At 66.9% G+C, this 15297-nt stretch carries 13 protein-coding genes; 10 read left to right on the plus strand and 3 right to left on the minus strand.

Features of this window, described 5'->3' with window-relative positions:
- The first annotated feature begins 118 nt into the window (after nt 1-118).
- Nucleotides 119-1093 (plus strand): zinc-binding dehydrogenase, encoded by a 975-nt coding sequence (locus tag ACFVWG_RS24660; protein WP_391545746.1) that lies wholly within the window; start codon nt 119-121, stop codon nt 1091-1093.
- Here ACFVWG_RS24660 and ACFVWG_RS24665 read toward each other — a convergent pair.
- On the minus strand, nt 1090-2421 hold the full coding sequence (locus ACFVWG_RS24665) for a diguanylate cyclase (RefSeq protein WP_391545747.1): 1332 nt from the start codon (nt 2419-2421) through the stop codon (nt 1090-1092). The genes ACFVWG_RS24660 and ACFVWG_RS24665 overlap by 4 nt on opposite strands.
- Before the next feature lie 120 nt (nt 2422-2541).
- Here ACFVWG_RS24665 and ACFVWG_RS24670 point away from each other — a divergent pair, with 120 nt between their 5' ends.
- A complete protein-coding gene (locus ACFVWG_RS24670; protein WP_391545748.1) occupies nt 2542-2718 on the plus strand; it encodes a hypothetical protein in 177 nt (58 codons plus the stop codon).
- Nucleotides 2719-2822: 104 nt separating this feature from the next.
- On the opposite strand, the gene ACFVWG_RS24675 is transcribed toward ACFVWG_RS24670, so the two are convergent.
- On the minus strand, nt 2823-4073 hold the full coding sequence (locus ACFVWG_RS24675) for an MFS transporter (RefSeq protein ID WP_391545749.1): 1251 nt from the start codon (nt 4071-4073) through the stop codon (nt 2823-2825).
- A 396-nt stretch (nt 4074-4469) separates the two neighbouring features.
- On the opposite strand from ACFVWG_RS24675, the gene ACFVWG_RS24680 reads away from it, so the two are divergent.
- Nucleotides 4470-7022 (plus strand): MXAN_6230/SCO0854 family RING domain-containing protein, encoded by a 2553-nt coding sequence (locus ACFVWG_RS24680; RefSeq protein ID WP_391545750.1) that lies wholly within the window; start codon nt 4470-4472, stop codon nt 7020-7022.
- A 105-nt stretch (nt 7023-7127) separates the two neighbouring features.
- Nucleotides 7128-7631, plus strand: a complete 504-nt coding sequence (locus ACFVWG_RS24685) for a hypothetical protein (protein WP_391545751.1) — start codon at nt 7128-7130, stop codon at nt 7629-7631.
- Between the two features lie 166 nt (nt 7632-7797).
- Here the strand turns inward: ACFVWG_RS24685 and ACFVWG_RS24690 are convergent, their stop codons facing one another.
- The gene (locus tag ACFVWG_RS24690; RefSeq protein WP_391545752.1) at nt 7798-8553 is read right to left on the minus strand and encodes a FadR/GntR family transcriptional regulator; all 756 of its coding nucleotides are present in this window, start codon (nt 8551-8553) and stop codon (nt 7798-7800) included.
- Between the two features lie 190 nt (nt 8554-8743).
- Here ACFVWG_RS24690 and ACFVWG_RS24695 point away from each other — a divergent pair, with 190 nt between their 5' ends.
- The 6 genes from ACFVWG_RS24695 to ACFVWG_RS24720 are packed head-to-tail and all read left to right on the plus strand — an operon-like array spanning nt 8744 to nt 15285.
- The gene (locus ACFVWG_RS24695) at nt 8744-10258 is read left to right on the plus strand and encodes an ABC transporter substrate-binding protein (protein ID WP_391545753.1); all 1515 of its coding nucleotides are present in this window, start codon (nt 8744-8746) and stop codon (nt 10256-10258) included.
- Between the two features lie 4 nt (nt 10259-10262).
- Complete coding sequence (locus tag ACFVWG_RS24700) at nt 10263-11213, plus strand: ABC transporter permease (protein ID WP_391545754.1); 951 nt, start codon at nt 10263-10265, stop codon at nt 11211-11213.
- Nucleotides 11210-12028, plus strand: a complete 819-nt coding sequence (locus ACFVWG_RS24705; protein ID WP_391545755.1) for an ABC transporter permease — start codon at nt 11210-11212, stop codon at nt 12026-12028. The genes ACFVWG_RS24700 and ACFVWG_RS24705 overlap by 4 nt, the downstream gene beginning before the upstream one ends.
- Entirely contained in the window at nt 12025-13014 is a 990-nt protein-coding gene (locus ACFVWG_RS24710) for an ABC transporter ATP-binding protein (RefSeq protein WP_391545756.1), read from the plus strand. Before ACFVWG_RS24705 ends, ACFVWG_RS24710 begins: the two co-directional genes overlap by 4 nt.
- On the plus strand, nt 13007-13855 hold the full coding sequence (locus ACFVWG_RS24715; RefSeq protein ID WP_391545757.1) for an ATP-binding cassette domain-containing protein: 849 nt from the start codon (nt 13007-13009) through the stop codon (nt 13853-13855). Before ACFVWG_RS24710 ends, ACFVWG_RS24715 begins: the two co-directional genes overlap by 8 nt.
- Nucleotides 13852-15285, plus strand: coding sequence for an aldehyde dehydrogenase family protein (locus tag ACFVWG_RS24720; protein ID WP_391545758.1), 1434 nt, complete (start codon nt 13852-13854; stop codon nt 15283-15285). Before ACFVWG_RS24715 ends, ACFVWG_RS24720 begins: the two co-directional genes overlap by 4 nt.
- Nucleotides 15286-15297 lie beyond the last annotated feature (12 nt).

The raw sequence follows: 15297 nt of genomic DNA on the forward strand, positions 1-15297 counted from the left end.
CGGTCCGCCGACAAACTTTCTCGTCGCCGGTCCCGGCCTGTGGACAACTCGGATCGGGTTGACCTCAACCATGGTTCAGGGACGAGCCTGGGGAGCACCAGACGACGAAGGAGCAGGAATGCGTGCAGCAGTGGTGACCGAGTTCGGTGAGCCCTCGGTGATCCGGATCCAGGACGTGGCCGACCCGATTCCGGCCGCGGGACAGGTGCTGGTCGAGGTCGAGGTGGCCGACGTGATCTTCGTCGAGACCGCGATCCGCCGCGGCCAGCATGGCGGGTTCTTCGACGTCCAACCGCCGTACGTGCCGGGTGGCCGGTTCGGTGGCCGGGTGCGGGCGACCGGACCCGACGTACCGGAGACGTGGATCGGCAAGACAGTCGTCGGACGCGGTGTGGACTTCGGCGCGCACGCGGAGCTGGTACTCGCGGCCGCCGACACACTGACTGAGGTACCTGCCGGTCTCAACTTGGAGACCGTCGTCGCAGTGACCGGCGACGGCTTCACGGCACTACTGCTTGAGCAACTGGCCCCGGACCTGCGAGACAAGGACGTACTGATCACTGCGTCGGCAGGTGGCATGGGACTGCTGCTGATCCAGCTGGCCCACCGTGCTGGCGCACATGTCATCGCTGCGGCGCGTGGACAGGCCAAACTCGACCTCAGCAAGGCACAGGGCGCAGATGTGGTCATCGACTACTCGCAGCCGGGCTGGGAGAAGGCTGTGCTCGAAGCAACCGGCAACCGTGGCGCAGATGTCGTCTTCGAAGGTGCTGGCGGCGAGCTGGGCGCGACAGCGTTCGAGGTGGTCAAGGACGGCGGCTGGTTCTCCGCGCACGGTGCGCCGAGCGGTGGCTTCGCCGCCTACGACCCAGCCGAGGCGGAGCGCCGCGCGATCACGGTGAAGGGGATCGCGGACCTCCGCCTCGATCTCGTCGAGACGCCGGTGACCGATGCGCACGTGCTGCAACGCGCGGCGGCCGGTGAGCTGGTCCCGGTCGTCGACCGTGTCTTCGACCTGGACCACGTTGCCGACGCGCATACGGCTCTCGAGCAGCGCAAGCTACTCGGTAAGGCTCTGATAAGAGTCCGCTAGTCGACCGGCTGGTCGGCGTGGTCAGTCACAGCAGGGGGAGTAGGCCGGGCCGCGACGATGCGGTTCCGGCCGTCTCGCTTGGCGCTGAGCAGAGCGTTGTCGGCGGCAAGCACCAGCTGATCCATGGTGGTCGCCACGTCCGGATACACCGCAGCTCCGATAGACGCCGGTACGCCGCTGATCACCGCGGTCTCCTCAGCCGCCGTATCGACAGACACTGTCAGTGCGCTCAGGCGGTCGCGAATCCGCTCAGCGACCTCCAGCACCTCGGTCTCTGAAGCACCCGGCAAGAGGACCGCCAGCTCGTCACCGCCGACGCGTGCGACCAGATCGCCCTGCCTGACCTCAGCACGGACGCTCTGACCAACAGCCTTCAGCGCTTGGTCGCCAGCGGGGTGACCGTAGGTGTCGTTGATCTCCTTGAACTTGTCCAGGTCCAGCATCAACAGACCGACAGTGCTGCGCAGAGTCTCCGCCCGCGCAAGCTCCACCGGTACGGCGTTCGCCCAGTACGCCGGTGTGGCCAGTCCGGTCTTCACGTCCGTCCCAGCTGCGCGCTGGAACTGCGGTAGCAGCAGATCGCGATGCAGAGTCAGCACCGTAACCATCAGGATCGGCACCACCCACGGGTACGACGCCTGGAGGCCACCGACCGCCACACCGAGACCCAGACCCGCGACCACCACCAGCTGATCGGAGAGGTCACCCAGCGCGCTCCGTGCGGTGGCATCGGGGGAGGACAGCAGAATCGCGCCGATCACGAGTGCGAAGTTCACCAGCCACCACGTGGTCGCTGCGCCCAGCACGACCAGCAGGGTGAACGGACCGGTTGGCACCCGCGGCTCAGCGATCAGCCCGCCCCCTCGCAGTACGGCGGCGGCCGCGGCACTTGCCAGGGTGAACGTGCTGGCGGAGAAGACCTTGCGGTGCGCGATGGTCCGGCCGTAGACGCGGATCCAGGAGTAGCCGTACGAGACGACGATCAGCGCGATCACCAGGCTCAGCGGCAGGAGCAGGAGGCCGGCGAACACCCAGAGGCTCTTCAGGTTCGTGTAGGGCGAACTGTTAGCTGCCATCTCGCGTCGCCGCTCGATTCCGCGGGCAGACTCCAGATGAAGGACCGAGGCGGCCGCGAGCACGGCGAACGCGGCCCACTCGGAGGGCCTGACGCCGGCTCGGGCGCCGGAGAACGTCGAGGCCAGAGCCAAGGCGGTGATCGTGACGGCAACAGCGTCGACACCCAGCACATAGCTCAGCGCCGGGCGTGGCAACGACCAGAGCTTCCATTGGCGGGGTGGCACCCACTTGCTCCGACCGATCAGAATCATGGTGGCCTCACACGGATAGACCTGAGCGGTTATTCCTGAATAGTAACTGCCTGTTCACGCGAGGTCATCCCGGACCGCGCGACATTCCATCTGGCGGATGGCGAAGGAAGGATCCCCACCATGTCCGAGAACAGCACCGGTAACGAGTGGTTCCACGGCTCGAACAAGCGCTCGACAGGCGGCGGGAACGAGTGGCTGCACGGCGGGAACGAGTGGTTCCACGGCGCCGGGAACGAGTGGCTGAACCGGCCGTCCGGAGGCGGCAACGAGTGGTTCACCGACGGTAACGAGTGGTGATCCACGAAATCTCCCGGGAATTTCTTTACCGACACTTTACGGAGGGCTTTCCGGAGGTAATTCGCTGAATCTCCGGCAGTCTTGTCAGCAGGTTGTGCGAGAAATCACGCGAGGCCTGTTCCGGCGGCTTCGGGTCCGGGGCGGCGGGCACGCGACCAGGCGGCGCCCGCCACCCCGGCGGCACCCAGCCCGACGGTGCCCATCACCCCCAGGGCGAACGACGGCGACGAGCCTTGAGCGATCAGACCGGCCAGCAGGATGCCCAGACCTTGGCTGCCCCGGAGCGCGGTACTGGCGACTCCGAACGCTTGACCGCGCTGTGAGTCCGGCACGGCCTGTACGAAGGCCGCACTGGTCGGCAAGTGATAGGCAGATGCCAGCCCTGAGACCGCCCACAGCGTCACAGTCGGCACCAGACCCGGTGTGAGGAAGCACAGCACCAACGGGACGCATGCGAGAGCCGCCAGCGGACCCAGCAACTGCATGCGACGTTCTGGCGGACAGAGGGTGATCAGCCACATCCCGGCGACCGCCCCGGCCGGACTGGCAGCCAGCAGGAGCCCTGCCGCGGTCGGTCCCTCACCGATCTCGTGGGCGTAGGGGACCGCGAGGCCCTCCACAGTCACGTAGAAACCGGCGATGGTGGCGAGGATGACGAGTGTCCGTAGCTTCGGCGTACGGGCGACCAGTGAGAGACCTGCGGACAGGTCTTTGAAGTAGCTGCGAGATGGCGCATCAGTGCCACTTGTCGGAGTTGGCCGGCGGCGCACACCGAGCGTGATGAGTCCCGCGGACAGCAGAAAGGTCGCAGAGTCGAGCAGGAGACCGCCGGACGTGCCGACAGCCACCACGATCGCGCCACCGGCACCGAAGCCGATCACCTGGCTGAACTGCACGACCATGTCGTTGGCAGCCTTGCCGAGCACGTAGTGATCCCCAGGCAGTACGGCGGGGAGTGTGGCTGCCCGCGCTGCGTTGAACGGCGAGCCAAAAGCCTGCAGTCCGAGCAGTAGCAGGATGACCACCAGCAGTGGAAGCGCCTCAATCGCCATGGCGGCAACGAGAATCGCCCTCGCCAGATCGGCGACGATCATCACCGCCCGGCGCGGGAAACGGTCCGCGAAGCCCGCCAGCAGCGGACCGAACAGCAGATCGGGGACGTAGGTCAGCGCATAGGTCAGTGCGGTCAGCCCGGCCGACTCCGTCCGGTCGAAGACCAGCACCGACAACGCCACACGCGCGAGCTGGTCACCGGCGACGGACAGGACGCCGGCCAGGAACAATGCGCGGAACTCGGCATGTCCGAAGACATCCCGCCAGCGCGCACGCTTGACCACCCCAGCCGCCATAGTCATAGCTTCACCACTATCCGTAGTCCCACACCTTCCAAGCGTGATCAGAAGGGTTTCCCCGCACGAATCAGGGGTGGTTCAAGGGTTCGCTTGCGGCGCATCAGTGCCATCTTGATCTCAAAACGGCTACCCGGTGGCGTCGGGTTTGATCAAAGGTTCTATTCTGTAGATGTTCCGATGCTGGGGTCTGGGCGGGGCGGCCCCGACCCTGGCATCGGACTTCTCTTTGTCCGGGCATCCGGGTCTCGACGGCCTTCGGAAACTGTCCCCGGCGCCCGGTAGCGTTCTTCTTGCCAGGGGCGGCTCCTGGACGTGCTTCCTTCTCCTTCACCAGGCAAGTAGCGCGTCCGCTCTCCGCCTCTGGCGCCCTCATCTCTGACGTCTTGTGGGGAGGACGCGATGCAGGAGGCTGCGGCCGTTCTGTTGCGGCGCCGACGGCTGGTCGACGCGACAGCACTGACACCGCCGGTGCGCCGTTCGGCGTGGCAGTGGGTGCGGCGCCCGCTGACCATCCAGGCCGGCATGTCCGCGTTGCAGGCCGACCTCATCCAGCGTGGGTTCCTGCTATCGGTCGGCCTCTACCGCCACTGCTCCGGCCTGTCCGCGCCTGCCCTGGTCGGTCTGGGCAACACACTGCTCGATCTGCTGGACGCAGAGTCCGGCAACGACACCGAGCACGTGCCACTGTTCCGTGGCTTCCCAGACACCGTTCCGGCCGACACCGAGACGTTCTACATCAACCGCGTCTTCGCCCGGCTGCTCCAAGAGCCCCAGCAGCCCTGTGTGCTGTGTGGCGACACCACGTCCGTGCACCCGGTCTCGCCGTGCGCTCATTTGGTCTGCCGGAGCTGCTGGGACGGTGCAGACCTCAGCGCCTGCCCGCTGTGTCTGCGCAGGATCGACCCGAGCGATCCTTTCCTGGAGCCGTCGTTCGACGAGGTCCAGCCGGGCCAGGTCCGTTCTGACCGGCTCCGTCTGCTGTCGCTGGCCGGTCCGGACGCTGTCCGCACCACAGTCGAGTCTCTCCTGGTACGGCGTACTCCGCCGGCCGCCGTGGACCGTGCCGACCTGCAGGTGCTGCTCCCGCTCGCGGACTTGTCCTGGCTGCCCGATGACATCCCGGTCCGCGAGGTCCGAGCCGTGGTGCTCGCACACTTCCTGGCCGACGAGCCAGACGTGATCGACCGAGCCACCACGGCGACCGACGTACTGCGACTTCTCTACGCATTGATGGACGCCGACCCCGGTCTACGAACACCACCAGTACGGCGTACGTCGCTGTCTCGCGCTACCCGGCGACTGGTTCTCGGCCGCTTGGACCGGCTACCGGCCGAGACGCTGATCGAGGACATGCTGCGGCACGAGCGCGCCTGGAAGCGGATGGGCGAAGTGCTGCACCCCTTCGAGTTCGCGACTCGGCATCCGCGCGCGGCGCTCGCGTTCGCCATACTGCGGCGGACCGATCTAGACACGCAGTCGGCAGCTGGTCGAGCGGTGTTGAGCGAGGCAGCACGGCATCCGTTCGTGCGGGTGGAGGAGGGGCGGCTGGTCATGCGCACCTTCGCCTCCCGTGTTGAGGGTGCGTTCGTGGACGGCCGTCCGGGAATGGCGCTCGACCTGCTGCGGCAGCGGCCGGGGGAGCTGCTCAGACGGCTGGTGCAGCTCGCCCGTGAGCTACCGGCTGATCAGCACGGCGATCTGGTGGGTGCCGTGGGCACTGCGGTCTCAGACGTGTCACCGGCCGTGGTCACTGCCGCGCTTGGACAGGTGCGCACGCCGCCCGGCGACCTGCGGTTGTTCTTCCCGCGTGGTGGCACCACTCGCGTCTGGACCACGGTCGACCACCGGGAGCCGCTGCCATCCCAGCTCGCGGCCGCGCTGTCCGGCGTACTGGTTGGAGAGATGTTGCGGCGGGCCACTGATCTGCCGCGATGGCGGCGGGCGTTCCTGGACGAGGAGCTCGCCCGGCTGGCCGCACCGGGCTCGGAGCGCGGATCGTCCGCGTCACTGCGCCGGATGACCCGAGGGAGCGCCGTACAGATCCCACCGGCGGACTCGCTGCGGTTGTTCCTGCACTGGGTCGAGCCAGCCGGGAAGCGGGTCGATCTGGACCTTTCGGTCGCGGTGTTCGGCGAGGAGTGGGACTTCGTCGGCCTGTGCGACTACACGGAGCTGCGCCTGGATCAGGAAGCGGCCGTGCACTCAGGTGACCTGACGTCCGCACCGGGTCCCGACGGCTCGACGGAGTTCGTGGATCTCGACCTGCGTCAGCTCCGTCGGGCAGGCGGGCGGTATGTGCTGCCGGTCGTGTTCAGCTACAACAACGTCCCGTTCGACCAGCTCGAGCGCGGGTTCGTCGGAGTGATGCGGCAGCCGACCGCACTGTTCGATCCGGCCGCCGTCGAGGAGCGCTTCGATCTGAGTGGTCCGGCCAAGATCCTGATGCCGTTCGGCGTCGACCTGCACACCAAAGAGCTCCGCTGGTACGACGTGAACCTCACCGATGCCGGCTACGGCCATGACATCGCGCGGTACGGCGGTCAGCTGGCGTTGATGTGCGCTGCGCTGGAGGACGTATACGGCTCCGGCGATCGCGTCAGCCTGTGGGAGATCTGCTGCTGGCACGCTGCTGCGCGCGCCGACGAGATCGCCGTACGGTGTGATGACGGATCGGTGGTCGGCTACCTGCGCGACCCGGCTGAGGACGTGGCTACGTTTGCGCGGCGGCTGACCGCCAGGCTGGAGCCAGACCGCGTGTGGGACGAGGACGCGGCGTCCAGAGCCGATTTCGTTGGGGTTCTCAACGGAGACCTCACACCACGCGCCGGCACGCAGGTCTACGCGCTGCACCCACGCCTGCTCGACGCAACCACGCTCTCGCTGGTGGACGCGTCGTACCTGCTGAGCGCCCTGGCGCCGGACAGCCGGGCGCATGCCCCGGTGAATCTGTGAGGACCCTGAGAACTGTTTGACAATTCCGTGACGGTGCCGCGTCAGGTGCTATGGCCTGGTCGGCAGCAGGAGTACAACGGAAAGTGACTGCGAAGGGAGCCACGCATGACCTACGACGTGGTGGTGCTCATCGAGCGGGAGATGAGTGAGGGCGACGCGCGCCGCGTTGCCGCCCTGCACGCAAGGCACGAAGAAGCCATCAACTACCACCTACTGGTCTCCAGTCATCCGGAGCGCGGATTCGGTGGTCCGATGGCCTTACTGGGAACGACGTTCGCCGATGTGGCCGGTCTGAGTGGCCCACCGGGAAGCGCCCCGTCCGGAACGGCGACCGCGACACTCGCTGATCCAGACCTCGACATGGCCTCCGTCATCGAACACAGTGCGCGCCTCCTGCGCGCGGCAAGTCGCTATCCGGTGCAGGTCTCGATCACGCACGGCGAGGTGCTGCTCGCACTGAAGTCGCTGGTCATGCGCAGCGGTGGCCAGGAGGTTGTGGTGGTCGCCTGGCCGGAGACCGCAGCCAGCTTCCTGTGCTCCGATTGGGCTGCCAAGGCCCGTAAACTGCTGAAGGTACCGAGAGTCCGAATCCTCGAGCACGACAACTAGTTAGGGCGTGTCTCTCAACTCCCCGCCTACTGCGCTGCACCCGGCACGGCACCTCGCCGCACTGGAGGAAAGACCACGATGGAAAAGCATCGAGGCCTCCCCTCCAGCACGCCGATGCACCGCACCGGGCACATGCTCGCTACGGCGCGGACTCAAGAGACACGCCCTAGTCGGTGAGTGCCCGGAGCGCATCGCGTTCGCCTTCGGGCACATAACCTGCGTAGTAGTCATACATGTTCTGACGGGCGACCCTTGCGGCGGCGTGTCCGTCGCCGGAGCGAATCGCGTCGACGACCTCCGAGTGGTGCTGCAGTGACTCTAGCATCAGCGCACGGCTGTTCGGCGCGTGCGCGATCTTGTCCGAGATCAGGCTCAGTACGACGCCGCGCACGACCTCGTTGCAGGTCTGGATCAGCGAATTGCGCGCGATCCGGGCGACCACGTCGTGGAAGGTCAGATCGGCCTCGCTGAACGCGGTGAAGTCGACATCGATCGCGGTCCGCATCGCGACCAGCGTGTCCTCGAGCTCGGCGAGCTGGTCCGGCGTCCGCAGCTGCGACGCGACCTGGATCGCCGCGCCGTCCATGATCATCCGGAACCCGATCAGCTCGGCCAAGGTCAGCTCGTCGACCCGCGCCAGCCGGACCATCTGCTTGCGCAACGCGATCGACGAGAACGGCAGGATCTCCGGACCGTTCGGATCACCGGGCCGCGACCGGACGACGCCGTTGCTCTCCAGCACCCGGAGCGCCTCGCGAACCGTGGACCGGCTGACCGCGAACTGGCTGACCAGCTCCCGCTCACTCGGCAGCCGCTGACCGGGCGCGAGCTCGCCCTTGGCCAGCGCGTCCTCGACCTGCTCGACGATCCGCTGATAGGCGCGCACGGGCTGGACCGGCTGAAACCGCGGTCCCTCAGCCATGCAGTCATCCCCATTTCGCCTTGACAGACCACTCGGTAGCGACAAACCTAGTGGCCGACTGACACCTAGTCCACTGGTCAGACCAGTCACAGCTGGACGGCGAAGCCCGCCGTACTGCGTGCCCGGGTCCGGCCGGAGCGGACCGGGTCGGCAGAATGCGGCGAGAGTCCGGTGATCTGGAGGAGTTCGCGTGAAGTCGTACACCACTCGAGCGGTCGCGTTCGTCGCCTCCGCCGCACTACTGGCCCTCACCGCCTGTTCGGCCGGTTCGAGTACGTCGGGCGGTGGCGCGACGACCGGTGGTGATCAGTCGCTGTCACTCGGCCTGGTCGCGGAGCCGGCCAGCCTCGACTTCACCACGACCGACGGTGCGGCGATCCCGCAGGTGCTGCTCGGGAACGTCTACGAGAGCCTGGTGAAGCAGGACGACTCGGGCAAGATCGTGCCCTCGCTGGCGAAGTCGTGGACGGTGTCGCCGGACCGCAAGACCTACACGTTCGACCTGGTCGACAACGCGAAGTTCACCAACGACAAGCCGTTCACCGCGGCCGATGCGGTCTTCAGCATCAACCGGGTGAAGTCGGCGTGGACGACCTCGCTGAAGAGCGCGATGGACGTCGTCGCCGGGGCGAAGGCGTTGTCGCCGACCCAGCTGCAGGTGACGCTGACCAAGCCGAGCAACGGCTGGCTGTTCCGGATGACGACCCGGATCGGGGCGATGTTCTCCGAGACCGGTGTGAGCGCGCTGGCCACGGCGCCGATCGGCACCGGGCCGTACAAGTTCTCGAAGTGGAACCGCGGCGACTCGATCGTGCTGCAGCGCAACGACGCCTACTGGGGGACCAAGCCGTACTTCCAGCAGATCACGCTGAAGTACTTCAAGGACCCGACCGCGCTGAACAACGCGCTGCTCACCGGCACGATCAACGTGATCACCACGGTGCAGGCGCCGGAGGCGCTCAGCCAGTTCACCAGCAACGCGAAGTACCAGGTGATCGAGGGGACGACGAACGGCGAGGTGCTGCTGTCGTTCAACAACTCCAAGCCGGTCTTCAAGGACGTCCGCACGCGGCAGGCGATCCGGCAGGCGATCGACCACAAGGCCTTGCTGGACACGTGTTTCGCCGGGCGCGGCAAGCTGATCGGCTCCATGGTCCCGCCGACCGACCCGTGGTACGAGGACCTCACCGGAGTCGCGCCGTACGACGTGGCGAAGGCGAAGTCGTTGCTGCAGGCCTCTGGTGCGGCCGGCGCCACACTGCGGCTGCGGCTGCCCACCCTGCCGTACGCGACCTCGTGCGGTCAGGTGGTGAAGAGCCAGCTGGAGCAGGTCGGGCTGAAGGTGCAGATCGACCAGCTGGAGTTCCCGGCCGCGTGGCTGACCACAGTCTTCAAGAGCGCTGACTACGACATGTCGATCATTGCGCACGTTGAGCCGCGTGACCTCGGTGCTGTGTTCAGTCCGGCGTACTACACGCGCTACAACGACCCGGAGCTGCAGCAGCTGCTCGCTGCGGCGGACGCAGGTGATGAGGCGGCGCAGCTCGACAACATGAAGAAGGCGGGCCGGCGGCTCTCTGAGCAGGCTGCGGGGGACTGGCTGTTCCTGCTGCCGAACCTGATCGTCGCGGACAAGAACCTGACCGGTCTGCAGCAGAACGCGATCACCGAGAACTTCGACCTGTCCCGTCTCGCCCGGTCGTGACACCGTGATTCTTCGCCTGATCGAGCGCACCGGTGTGCTCTTGGTCAGTCTTGGAGTCAGCTCGGCGCTGGTCTTCGGGTTCATGGCAGTACTGCCCGGAGACCCCGCCCGGGTCGCACTGGGCGTGAACGCGTCAGATGAGGCAGTGGCCGAGCTGCGGCGCCAGTTCGGGCTCGACCGGTCGCTGCCGGTGCAGTACTTCGATTGGCTCGGCGGACTACTCCGGGGCGACCTCGGTACGTCGTACGTGTCGAAGGCCGCGATCGGACCGCAGGTGTTCGACCGGTTCCAGGTGACGCTGCTCCTGGTGCTCGCGGGGATGCTGATCGCGCTGGTGCTCGCCGTACCGGCTGGCACCGTGATGGCGGCGCGGCACCGGCAGCTGTCCGGGGTAGCGCTCTCTGCGCTCTCACAGGTGGGCGTCGCCGTACCGGCGTTCCTGGCGGGCATCCTGCTGATCATGGTGTTCGCAGTGAAGCTTGGCTGGCTTCCGGCGAACGGATGGACGCCGCCAGCTCAGGACCCTGGGATGTTCGTGCGGCAGCTAGTGCTGCCGGCCTTGTCACTCGGGCTGGTGCAGGGCGCCGTACTGACCCGGTACGTGCGCAGTGCGGTGCTGGACGTGTTGCGGGAGGACTATCTCCGTACGGCGCGTGCGAAGGGGCTGCGACCGTTTCCGGCGTTGTGGCGGCACGGTCTGCGTAACGCCGCCGTACCGGTCGTCACTGTGCTCGGTCTGCAGCTCGCAACGCTGCTGATCGGCGCTGTGGTCGTGGAGCGCGTTTTCGTCATCCCCGGGCTCGGCAGCCTGCTGCTGGATGGGGTGTCGCAGCGGGACCTCATTCTGGTGCAGGACGTCGTCATGGTGCTGGTCGTCGCCGTACTGCTGGTCAACTTCCTGGTCGACCTCCTGTACGTCGCTCTGGACCCGCGACTGCGGACGGGGGCGCGATGAGGCGCCTGAACCCGAGCCTGGTCGCAGGTGGCGTGATTGTCGGTGTGATCGTCGTTGTGGCGTTGCTGTCCTTCGTCTGGACGCCGTACGACGCAACGTTCGTGAACCCGTCGGTGCGGTTGGCTCTGCCGTCGTGGGAGCACTGGTTCGGGACGGACAAGTTCGGACGGGACGTGCTCAGCCAGATCATGGTGGGGTCGCGGACCACGCTGTTCGTCGGTGTGGTCGCGGTGGGCGTGGCAGCGGTGATCGGCGTACCGCTTGGTGTGCTGGCCGCTATGACTCCGCGGTGGCCGTCTGAGCTGATCATGCGGACCAATGATTTGCTGCTGGCGTTTCCGGCGCTGTTGCTGGCGATCATGTTCGGTGCTGTCTTCGGGGCGAGCACGCTGACCGCAATGGTTGCCATCGGCCTCGCTTCAGTGCCGAGCTTCGCGCGGGTAATCCGGAGTGGTGCACTGCAGGTGATGCGAACCGAGTACGTGCTGGCCGCTCGGGCTGCCGGCCGAAAGCCGTTCCCGATTGCTCTCCGGCATGTCCTGCCGAACGTGACCAGCCTGGTGACCGTACAGGCATCAGTGTCGTTCGCGATCGCTGTTCTCGCTGAGGCAGCGCTCTCTTTCCTCGGCTACGGCACTCCGCCGCCGACGCCGTCTTGGGGTCGGATGCTGCAGGAAAGCCAGGAGTTCTTGTTCAGCGCTCCGCGGCTGGCGGTCTTCCCCGGCGTTGCGATTGCGATCGCCGTACTGGGGTTCAATCTCCTCGGCGACGGTCTGCGTGACCGCTTCGATCCCAAGTTGGAGGATCGGCGATGACGGCCGACGTACTCAATGTCCAGGGGCTCAACGTTGCTGTTGGCAACACCAGTCTCGTCTCCGACGTCGATCTGACGGTCGGTCCGGGGGAGCGGGTCGGGCTGATCGGCGAGTCCGGCTCGGGTAAGTCGCTCACCGCGCTCAGCATCCTCGGCCTCCTCCCGGACGACGTGGTCGCCTCCGGCTCGATCCGGCTGAGCGGTATCGGCCATGATCTGATCGGCGCCGACGAGAGAGCGCTATCTCGGATCCGCGGCCGCGATCTCACCATGGTCTTCCAGGAACCGATGACCGCGCTCAACCCCACCATGCGGATCGGCGACCAGATCGCCGAGATCATGCTGATCCACCACACCCAACCGACCCGGTACGCCGCTCGCGCAGCCGCCGCCGACCTCCTCGACCGCGTGCAACTCCCGGCCGACCTCCTCCGCGCGTACCCGCACCAACTCTCCGGCGGCCAACGCCAACGCGTTGTACTCGCCATCGCCTTGGCCAACGACCCCGCTCTCTTGATCTGCGACGAACCCACGACGGCCCTGGACGTCACCGTTCAGGCCCTCGTCCTCGACCTGATTGTGCAAGGTGTCGTGGACCGTTCGTCCGCTCTGCTCTTCATCACCCACGACCTCGCCGTCGTAGCCACGGTCTGCGAGCGAGTCCTCGTCATGTACGGCGGCCGGGTCGTCGAATCCGGTCCCGTCCACGAAGTCTTCACCAACCCGCGTCACCGTTACACCCAAGGCCTCCTGGCCGCCTCCAATCTCGAGGCCACCTCTGTCGCCGCTCTCGAGACGGGTGCCGGGCGACGCCGCCTCACGACCATCCCAGGCACCGTCCCCTCGGCCGGTCATTTCCCGTCTGGCTGCGTCTTCCGCAACCGCTGCGCTCATGCCACCGACCTCTGCGCGACCACACCCGCGTGGTCCGGGACCTCCACCACCGGCTATGCCTGCCACCATCCCGCCGGAGTCACTGATGCCTGACGCGCCCGCAGTACAGGTGATCGACGTGGTCCGCGACTACCCGCGGCCGCGCACCTCGCTGGTGAAGCCGGCTCCCGTCGTCCACGCCCTCCGCGGCGTGAGCCTGGAGGTCAAGCAGGGCGAACGATTCGGCATTGTCGGCGAATCCGGTTGCGGCAAGTCGACTCTGCTCCGCCTGATCGCCGCCCTCGACCGCCCCACCTCCGGCCAGGTAGTTGTCGAAGGCACCGACATCACCACCCTTCCCGAACGCCGGTTGCGGTTCCTCCGCGAGAACCTTCAGCTCGTCTTTCAGGACCCGATGAGCTCCCTGGACCCGCGCATGCGCGTTCGCGACATCATCGCCGAACCGCTTGTCGTCCAAGGGCATCCCGCCTCGGGAGAGCGCGTTCGCGAGTTGCTGGAGGCGGTCGGTCTGTCCGCGGACGCGGGGGATCGCTACCCCCACCAGTTCTCCGGTGGCCAACGTCAGCGCATCTCCATCGCCCGTGCGCTCGCTCCGCGCCCCCGCATCCTGATCGCCGATGAACCGGTGAGCGCTCTCGACGTTTCCGTCCGCGCCCAGGTCCTCAACGTCATCTCCGACCTCGTCGACGAACTCGACCTCACGCTGATCTTCGTCTCCCACGACCTCTCCGTGGTCAAGCACGTCTGCGACCGTGTCGCCGTCATGCACGCCGGCCAGATCGTCGAGACCGGTCCCACCACCGACGTGTACGCCGATCCCCAGCACCCGTACACGCAACGCCTGGTCTCCGCGATCCCGACCCTCGAAAGAGCGCTCTCCGGCGCGACCACGGCGGACCTGCTCGATCAGCCCTCGAAGGGAGAGACCGCGTGAAGTTCCCGTCCGGCCTGCCGATCGGCGAATCCTGGATCGAGGCCCCCACGACCGCCCCGGTGATCTTCCCGTACGACGGTTCCACGATCGCCGAAGCACCGGTCGGCACCACGGAGCTGGCCCGCCAAGCCCTCGACCACGCGGTCGCCGTCCGCGAAACAGTCGGCCGCCTCCCGTCGTACCTGCGTCGAAACGTCTTACAGGCAACGCATTCCGCCGTCCGCGCCGAGCGCGATGCCTTCGTCGATCTCCTCGTTCTCGAGACCGGCAAACCCCTCGTTGACTGTCGTGTAGAGATCGATCGAACCCTGCTCACACTGGAGACCGCAGCTGAGGAGGTCGCCCGCCTCCACGGCGAGACCGTCCCGCTGGACCTCCTCCCCAGCGGCGAAGGACTCTTGGGCTTCTGGACCCGCAGGCCGATCGGCGTCGTCGTCGGCATCACCGGCTTCAACTATCCGTTGCTTCTTGCCGCACACAAGATCGCTCCGGCTTTCGCCGCCGGCTGTCCGATCATCGTGAAGCCGGCTCCGCAGACCCCGCTCGCAACTCTCTGGCTCGTGCACCTCATGCGCTCCGCGTTACTTGAGGCGGGAGCACCAGAGAGCGCTCTCCAGTTGCTCACCGGCGGAGCAGACGTTGGCGCAACCCTCACCACCGACGACCGAATCGGCGCCGTCTCCTTCACCGGCTCGGCCGCTGTCGGCCACCAGATCGCCCGCGATGCCGCGCCGACCAAGGTCCTGCTCGAACTCGGTTCGAACTCAGCCCTGGTCGTCGCCGAAGACGCCGACCTCGACGCGGCCGCCGACGCCATCATCCGCGGCGGCTACTACGCGTCGGGCCAAGCCTGCATCTCCGTCCAGCGCGTACTCGCCGTCGAGTCGATTCGCGAACCCCTGCTGGAGAAACTCGGCGCCTGCCTACCCACCGTCGTCGTCGGCGACCCGCGTGACCCCGCCACCCGAGTGTCGGCGCTGATCGACCCTCGCTCCACCGCGCGGGTCCGCGATTGGGTCGACGATGCTGTCCACGCAGGCGCCACCATCGCGTATGCCGCCGAGGGTGACCTCCTCGGTCCGATCGTGCTGACCGACGTACCGTCCGGTCAGCCGGCCTGGGACGAGGAGATCTTCGGTCCCGTGATCGCCGTGCGTTCCGTTCCCGACCTGGAGAGCGCTTTCGCAACCGTGAACGCGTCGCGCTACGGCCTGCACGCCAGTGTCTTCACCGCGTCCCTCGACACGGCCTTCGCCGCGATCGACCAGCTCGAGGTCGGGGGAGTGGTGATCAACGAGGTACCCGGTTTCCGCTCCGACGTCATGCCGTACGGCGGCGTCAAGGACTCCGGCATCGGCCGCGAGGGTCCACGCTTCGCGATCGAGGAACTGACCACCACCCGCATGGCGATCATCCGCCCCCGTCCCTGAGAGGTGAACCGG

It is taken from the genome of Kribbella sp. NPDC058245 (genome assembly GCF_042882005.1).
GTDB lineage: Bacteria > Actinomycetota > Actinomycetes > Propionibacteriales > Kribbellaceae > Kribbella.

Bases quoted from the DNA above. Each gene is read 5' to 3' on its own strand.
- ACFVWG_RS24660 (WP_391545746.1), top strand. From the start codon at position 119: ATGCGTGCAGCAGTGGTGACCGAGTTCGGTGAGCCCTCGGTGATCCGG.
- ACFVWG_RS24665 (WP_391545747.1), bottom strand. From the start codon at position 2,421: ATGATTCTGATCGGTCGGAGCAAGTGGGTGCCACCCCGCCAATGGAAG.
- ACFVWG_RS24670 (WP_391545748.1), top strand. From the start codon at position 2,542: ATGTCCGAGAACAGCACCGGTAACGAGTGGTTCCACGGCTCGAACAAG.
- ACFVWG_RS24675 (WP_391545749.1), bottom strand. From the start codon at position 4,073: ATGACTATGGCGGCTGGGGTGGTCAAGCGTGCGCGCTGGCGGGATGTC.
- ACFVWG_RS24680 (WP_391545750.1), top strand. From the start codon at position 4,470: ATGCAGGAGGCTGCGGCCGTTCTGTTGCGGCGCCGACGGCTGGTCGAC.
- ACFVWG_RS24685 (WP_391545751.1), top strand. From the start codon at position 7,128: ATGACCTACGACGTGGTGGTGCTCATCGAGCGGGAGATGAGTGAGGGC.
- ACFVWG_RS24690 (WP_391545752.1), bottom strand. From the start codon at position 8,553: ATGGCTGAGGGACCGCGGTTTCAGCCGGTCCAGCCCGTGCGCGCCTAT.
- ACFVWG_RS24705 (WP_391545755.1), top strand. From the start codon at position 11,210: ATGAGGCGCCTGAACCCGAGCCTGGTCGCAGGTGGCGTGATTGTCGGT.
- ACFVWG_RS24710 (WP_391545756.1), top strand. From the start codon at position 12,025: ATGACGGCCGACGTACTCAATGTCCAGGGGCTCAACGTTGCTGTTGGC.
- ACFVWG_RS24715 (WP_391545757.1), top strand. From the start codon at position 13,007: ATGCCTGACGCGCCCGCAGTACAGGTGATCGACGTGGTCCGCGACTAC.